This is a genomic window from Gordonia sp. NPDC003585 (genome assembly GCF_040610755.1).
GTDB lineage: Bacteria > Actinomycetota > Actinomycetes > Mycobacteriales > Mycobacteriaceae > Gordonia.
Window position 1 is genome coordinate 1 of the sequence record NZ_JBEXMX010000154.1, and the last position, 5,216, is coordinate 5,216.

General features: G+C 64.9%; 6 protein-coding genes and 2 tRNA genes. 1 reads left to right on the plus strand and 7 read right to left on the minus strand.

What is annotated here, in order from left to right; all coding sequences use genetic code 11:
- Nucleotides 1-506, plus strand: a 506-nt coding sequence (locus ABZW74_RS23880; protein WP_355279906.1) for a DUF4190 domain-containing protein, incomplete at its 5' end; no start/stop codon positions are given.
- A 16-nt stretch (nt 507-522) separates the two neighbouring features.
- Here ABZW74_RS23880 and ABZW74_RS23885 read toward each other — a convergent pair.
- The 7 genes from ABZW74_RS23885 to ABZW74_RS23915 all read right to left on the minus strand — a co-directional run.
- A complete protein-coding gene (locus ABZW74_RS23885; protein WP_355279909.1) occupies nt 523-1,077 on the minus strand; it encodes a hypothetical protein in 555 nt (184 codons plus the stop codon).
- A 125-nt stretch (nt 1,078-1,202) separates the two neighbouring features.
- Entirely contained in the window at nt 1,203-1,652 is a 450-nt protein-coding gene (locus tag ABZW74_RS23890) for an enoyl-CoA hydratase (protein WP_355279912.1), read from the minus strand.
- 44 nt (nt 1,653-1,696) lie between these two features.
- A complete protein-coding gene (locus ABZW74_RS23895; protein WP_240855534.1) occupies nt 1,697-2,830 on the minus strand; it encodes a hypothetical protein in 1,134 nt (377 codons plus the stop codon).
- A gap of 118 nt (nt 2,831-2,948) precedes the next feature.
- Nucleotides 2,949-3,449 carry a hypothetical protein gene (locus ABZW74_RS23900; protein WP_355279915.1) on the minus strand — a complete coding sequence of 167 codons (501 nt, stop codon included), beginning with the start codon at nt 3,447-3,449 and terminating at the stop codon, nt 2,949-2,951.
- A gap of 893 nt (nt 3,450-4,342) precedes the next feature.
- Nucleotides 4,343-4,418: transfer RNA gene (locus tag ABZW74_RS23905), tRNA-Ala, on the minus strand.
- A 7-nt stretch (nt 4,419-4,425) separates the two neighbouring features.
- Nucleotides 4,426-4,502, minus strand: a tRNA-Ile gene (locus ABZW74_RS23910).
- Between the two features lie 248 nt (nt 4,503-4,750).
- The coding region (locus tag ABZW74_RS23915) for a DUF3566 domain-containing protein (protein ID WP_355279917.1) at nt 4,751-5,216 on the minus strand (466 nt) is incomplete at its 5' end.

Here is a 5,216-nt window from a genome sequence, read left to right on the forward strand (position 1 = left end):
CGACAAGTGCCCTGGGCTCGCGTTCGTCGGACGGACCCGACGAGCGTCTCGATCCGTTCGACGACGACGACAACGACTTGGCGCCCGCACCCTCTTCGCGACCAGAACCTGCCGGTCGCGGTCTCGACAAGCCGGCAGGCGACAAGTCGGCGCTTGCGTACTCAGCGGTGCGCTCTGACCCCGACCGTGATTCCCCGATCGATGCTGCTCCGGAGGAACCCGTGCGCCCGAACCTGGCCAAGCCGGCCGACAACCGACGACCCGCCGCACCACCAGAAGCCCGACGCCGCGTCAACCGGATGGCGATCTGGGCGCTCGTGTTGTCGATGCTGGGCATCACGGCGCTGATCGGTATCGGCCTGGGCTACAAGTCCGTGATCGACATTGGCCGCTCACGAGAAGAGGGCCGGCCATATGCGGTCGCGGCCATCGTGGTCGGCTCCCTTTACGTATTCGTGTTCGTGGTCGGCTTGATCGTCTACTGGTGGATCCGTAGCGGTAGCTGATCCGCCGTCGTGTAACCTACGGCCGACTTCCGGACGCAATCGCCAACTCGCGCAGGGCATCCCGTGTCGACTGGGCCAGGTTCTCCTGAGCGGAACGGTCGAGTCCGGTTCCGGCGCCGAGGACCGGGTCGTACTCGAGAGCGATCACGCCGGCCACCTCGCCCGCCACGGCCGCCACCACGAGATCTTGCAGCGGACGCGGATCGATATCGGGCACTTGAGGATTGATCACGATGATCGTCCTACTCAGCACGCCCATGCGTTGCCACTGGTCGAGGTAGATGCGTGCACGGTTCAGCAAGTCGGGCCGCGGACTCAGCACGAGGACCGGAATCATGTGCTGCGCCAACGGACCTTCGGCAAGATCAGGCAGCACCGACAGGGCGCGGGCACCGGCGTCGACCACCGGCACTGCGCCCTGACCCCACGCGTAGGCGACGCTTTCGCTGATCGTGTCCTCGTCGTGCGCGAGGTACAGACCAGTGCCGAACGTCGACCGCAGGAGGTCGGGGTCGCCGCCCGCACGCATGCGGAGTTCGAGATCCCGTCGTTGCCGGCGGCGTCGATCCACCACGACGATTCGCCCAGAGTGGTTGCGGCACGGTGATCGGCGAGCAGCGCCGCGATCACCGAGGTGCCGACACCACCGGCGGTGCCGCACGATGACCGGACGCTCGGGCCAGGGTGGTGGCTGGGTCACGGCACGATCAAGTAGAAAGCCGTCTTTAGCGATTGGGGTGTCCGGACCGTAGTCTTGGACACGTAGGTTTGAACGGCGACCGTGCTCAGCCCGGAACCCGTCATCACCTCGCGCACGATCTTCTGTCCAGGTCGAGGACCAAAGGCCGCCGGAATCCAATAGTCACGATAGAAGGCCCGACTCCCCAAAGCGGTGATTCCGATCAGAAATCGGCACTGTGGATTTCGCGTCCATCCACGGCCGTTTCCGGTGAAGCCTCGAGAGGTCAGTGTGACTTTGACGACGCCCGGCTTCCGACTCTTCGAGGAGAGTCCCACGTCGAACGAACCACGACAGTAGTCATGATCACCGACTGTCGCGATGATCGGACTGTAGATCGCGATGTTGCCGAGGGGACGGTCGGCTCGCGCCGGGGCGGCACCAAACAGCATGGCCATGACGGCCACTGCGATCGATACGACTGCACTCTTGCGCACCATTCGAGGTCTCCTCAGTTCGGTCGTGCTTCTTGTGGCCACGCGATGTTCACACCGGGCACCACGGATTTCAGTGCTGCCGCACCCTGTTTCGTCAGAGCGCGAGCACTCTGCTCGACCTGCGGACCCAACACCCGATACGGGGCAGTGGCCTGCTCCACCGACCACCCGAACTTCTGGCCGGCGATATTGCCGCTCACATCACCACGCTTGTTCACCACATAACTCACCGCCGGCAACCCAGCACGCTTGGCCTCATCAGGACCCAGGGTCAGCACAAACTGGTTCCCTTCCGGATTCGGCAACGCATGCTTGGGACCCGGGTTCTGCTGCCACGGCGCCCGCGGATTCGCCCCCGGATCCCCCGCACCCAACGTGTACGCCACAACACCAGCAGCCACCGTGCCCGCCAAACCCACCACCGCCACCGGAACACCCAGCAACGCAGCACCCGTCACCGCGCCCACACCAGCGCCAATCAGGGCACCCGGACCGACGAACGGCCAGGGCGCAAGCGGCTCGATTGCAAGCCCGACCGCCGCACCAATGCCCGCGCCGACCGCGGCACCCGCGAGCCCACCCACAGCCGCCGCAGCCACCGTCGCACCCACCGCGACCGTGCCACCGGCCATCACACCGATGATCGTCGACGCAGCCTGACGACTCGCCTCATCCTTGGGCACGCCTACCGAAATCAAACCCTGTGCGATCTTCGACTCCCCATACGCAGACCACGCATTGATCGAGTTCACATCTCGAACACTCATGCCCTGCGGGATGTCGGTGATGAAGTTGCCGATACGAATCTTGTTCGGCGGCGGCGCAATCGGCCGCACCGGAGCCACCGGCTTCGGCGCGGTCAACGGACGATTCGGCACCGGCGAATACCGATCTCCATAATCAATCACCTCAGGCACATACGGCTGATACGGCGCCTCCTGCGGCGGACCCGGCACCGAACCTGGACCCGGCTCCACCAACGGAACCTCATTACCCGGCGACGGCGCCGGGGTGGTACCGCCCTGCTCCGGAACGCCCGGCGTTGTACCACCCTGCTCCGGAACACCATGAGCGACACCAGCACCCACACCCGTCGCCAGCGCGGCAGCCATTGCGGCGACACTCAACGACAGCCGTACCGAGCCCACTCCGTCGGCCTCCCGACGATGCTTCGACCGTCCCCGAGTTGATTGCTCACCTGTGATTTCCTCTCCTCCAGCGGCTCCCCCCGGGAGCACAGCGATTGTCGTTGTCGGCAAACACTTGTCAGCCCTCGTCCTTGGTTATCGACGCGATCCACGTCCTGCCTTCCAGCGACTCGGTGCGAATCACCTGCGGGTAGACGATCGGGGCGCCGCCGGTGGGCGGAAACACGCTGAGCCGCACCCGGTAGGTGCCTTCTCCGATGCTGGTGATCACCAAGCAGTGGTGAGATCCCGGACGAACGTTGTCGATGATGGCCTGCAGGACGTTCTCCGAATCCACTGCACCGGCCAGGGTTACGAGCCGAGCCTGCCGTGCGGAACGGGTGACGTAGTAGGCGTAGTTGAACGCCTTGATGGCACCGGCACCTGACCGCTGATCTCCCGCGTCGTTGCCGGTGGTGACCGGACCCCGGGTCGATGACGGGCAGTCGTTGGTGGGCGTCGACGAGATCGTGTCGTCGGGCGATGGCGTCGAACTCTGCGCGGCAACCGATTCCGTGGCGCGAGGTTCGCTGCCGCCGGTCAGCGCTAGTGTAAGGCCTCCGATGAGCGCAACTGCCACAAGAGCCGCCGCAGAGGCGAGAACCGCACCTCGATGGTCGTCCCAGACCCCGCGGACAGCTGACAGGCGCCCAGTCCGAGGTGGTGTGCGGTTGGGGGGCTCGAAGAGCGTCTCCCACTCTTGTGGAGCTCGCTCAGCCCTTGCCGCAGGCACTGCAGCCGGACGCTGGGGTTCAGACGGTGCTGTGGCGGCCGGACGCGGAGTTCCGAGTCGCGCCGCGGCGAGGTGGTCGGCGAGGACCCGGCCAGTTCTGGTGTCGGGTGTCGCGGCCGGCGGTTCGAGGTCATCGAACCAGCGCAAGGTCGGTTTCATCGCGTCAGCACCGGAACCGAGCATGACTCAACCCAGGCAGACCCTGCCCAGCTGATAGCCCTATCCCCCGACTGCTCACCGCAAGTTCCCCCGACGACAAATGCCCTGCACTTGAAACACTCTGAGCGCGACGCTACATCAGATCAAATGTGGAATTCATCCCGGCATCCACAGGTGTGTGCCCAGTCACAGTCGAGTGCATGGCTCTGGGCACGACGGTCCAAGCGACGGGCGCAGTGCTCCGCGGCAACAGTCGCTGTCTCCTATCGTGCTGAAAGCTGTCACCGTAGGGCCGGACCTGCTTGAGCGGACGCTCAGCCGCCGGAGCACCCGCACGGGGCCAGGCGGTCGGTGGTGGGGCGTGTTTGGAATCTGTCCCCACCAGGGACCGGCACAGGCTTGCCGGACGCGGTGGCACACTCACTCGCGATTTCAACTACACCCGGAGGTCGTGGCGCGTCATACTTTCAAAAGCTATGACTCCATGAGCATTCTCGTTTGGTCGATGACGGCCGGCTTCGCCTTACTGGCGAACGACGCGGCACGAGTTACATTCCGCAAGAATGAGGTGCGTGGTGGGGTGGTGGAGCCTAGGAGATTCGAACTCCTGACATCCGCCTTGCAAAGGCGGCGCTCTACCAACTGAGCTAAGGCCCCTGGTTCTTGGTGGGCCTAGGAGGACTTGAACCTCCGACCTCTTCGTTATCAGCGAAGCGCTCTAACCGCCTGAGCTATAGGCCCTTGAACCGAGGTGTGAGATTACCCGACCCGACGCTCAAGTAGCAAAACGGCTGGTCGGTGGGCCCTGGGAGCCTACGCTGCGCGGTGACACGCCACGGCGACCATTTCGGTGACCGTCACCGCGGGGCTCTCGACCCGAATGCCCGAACGCGATCGCCACTCCGTAGGAAAGCTGTACGTCTCGACCCCACCACATGCACTGTGCACTTGGTCGGCCTCCCAGGTACAGATTTCCGACGGGTCCGCCGTCAGTCCAGGTCGGCGAGTGTGACCTCGGCGCCACCGACGAGGTCGGCACAGATGTTGTAGATGTAGGACCCGATGGTGGCCAGAGCGGTGATGAGGATGGCATTGACCGCGCCTAGCAACGCCGACGCACCGAACACGGTTGTGGCGCTCACGATGTCGCCTTCGCTCGCCGAACCGTCGGCGGTGACGAGGGTGCCGAAGGAGTTGTTCACCTGGTCCCAGACGCCCATGCCGTCGAGCACGAGGTAGAGCACGGCGATCGCGATCATCCAGATGATGAAGCCGATGACCGAGAGCACCGCGGCGATCTTGAACGTCGCCCAGGGATCGATCCGGCGGATTTGGACGGCCGCACGCAGCGGAGTGTTGGCGCGGACCTGTGCCGGCGCCGACCGTGCCGACGGTTTGGTCGCCGCAGCGGCCGCGGCCGTCTGTTTGGCCTCGGTGTGGTGGATCGCGTGGAGG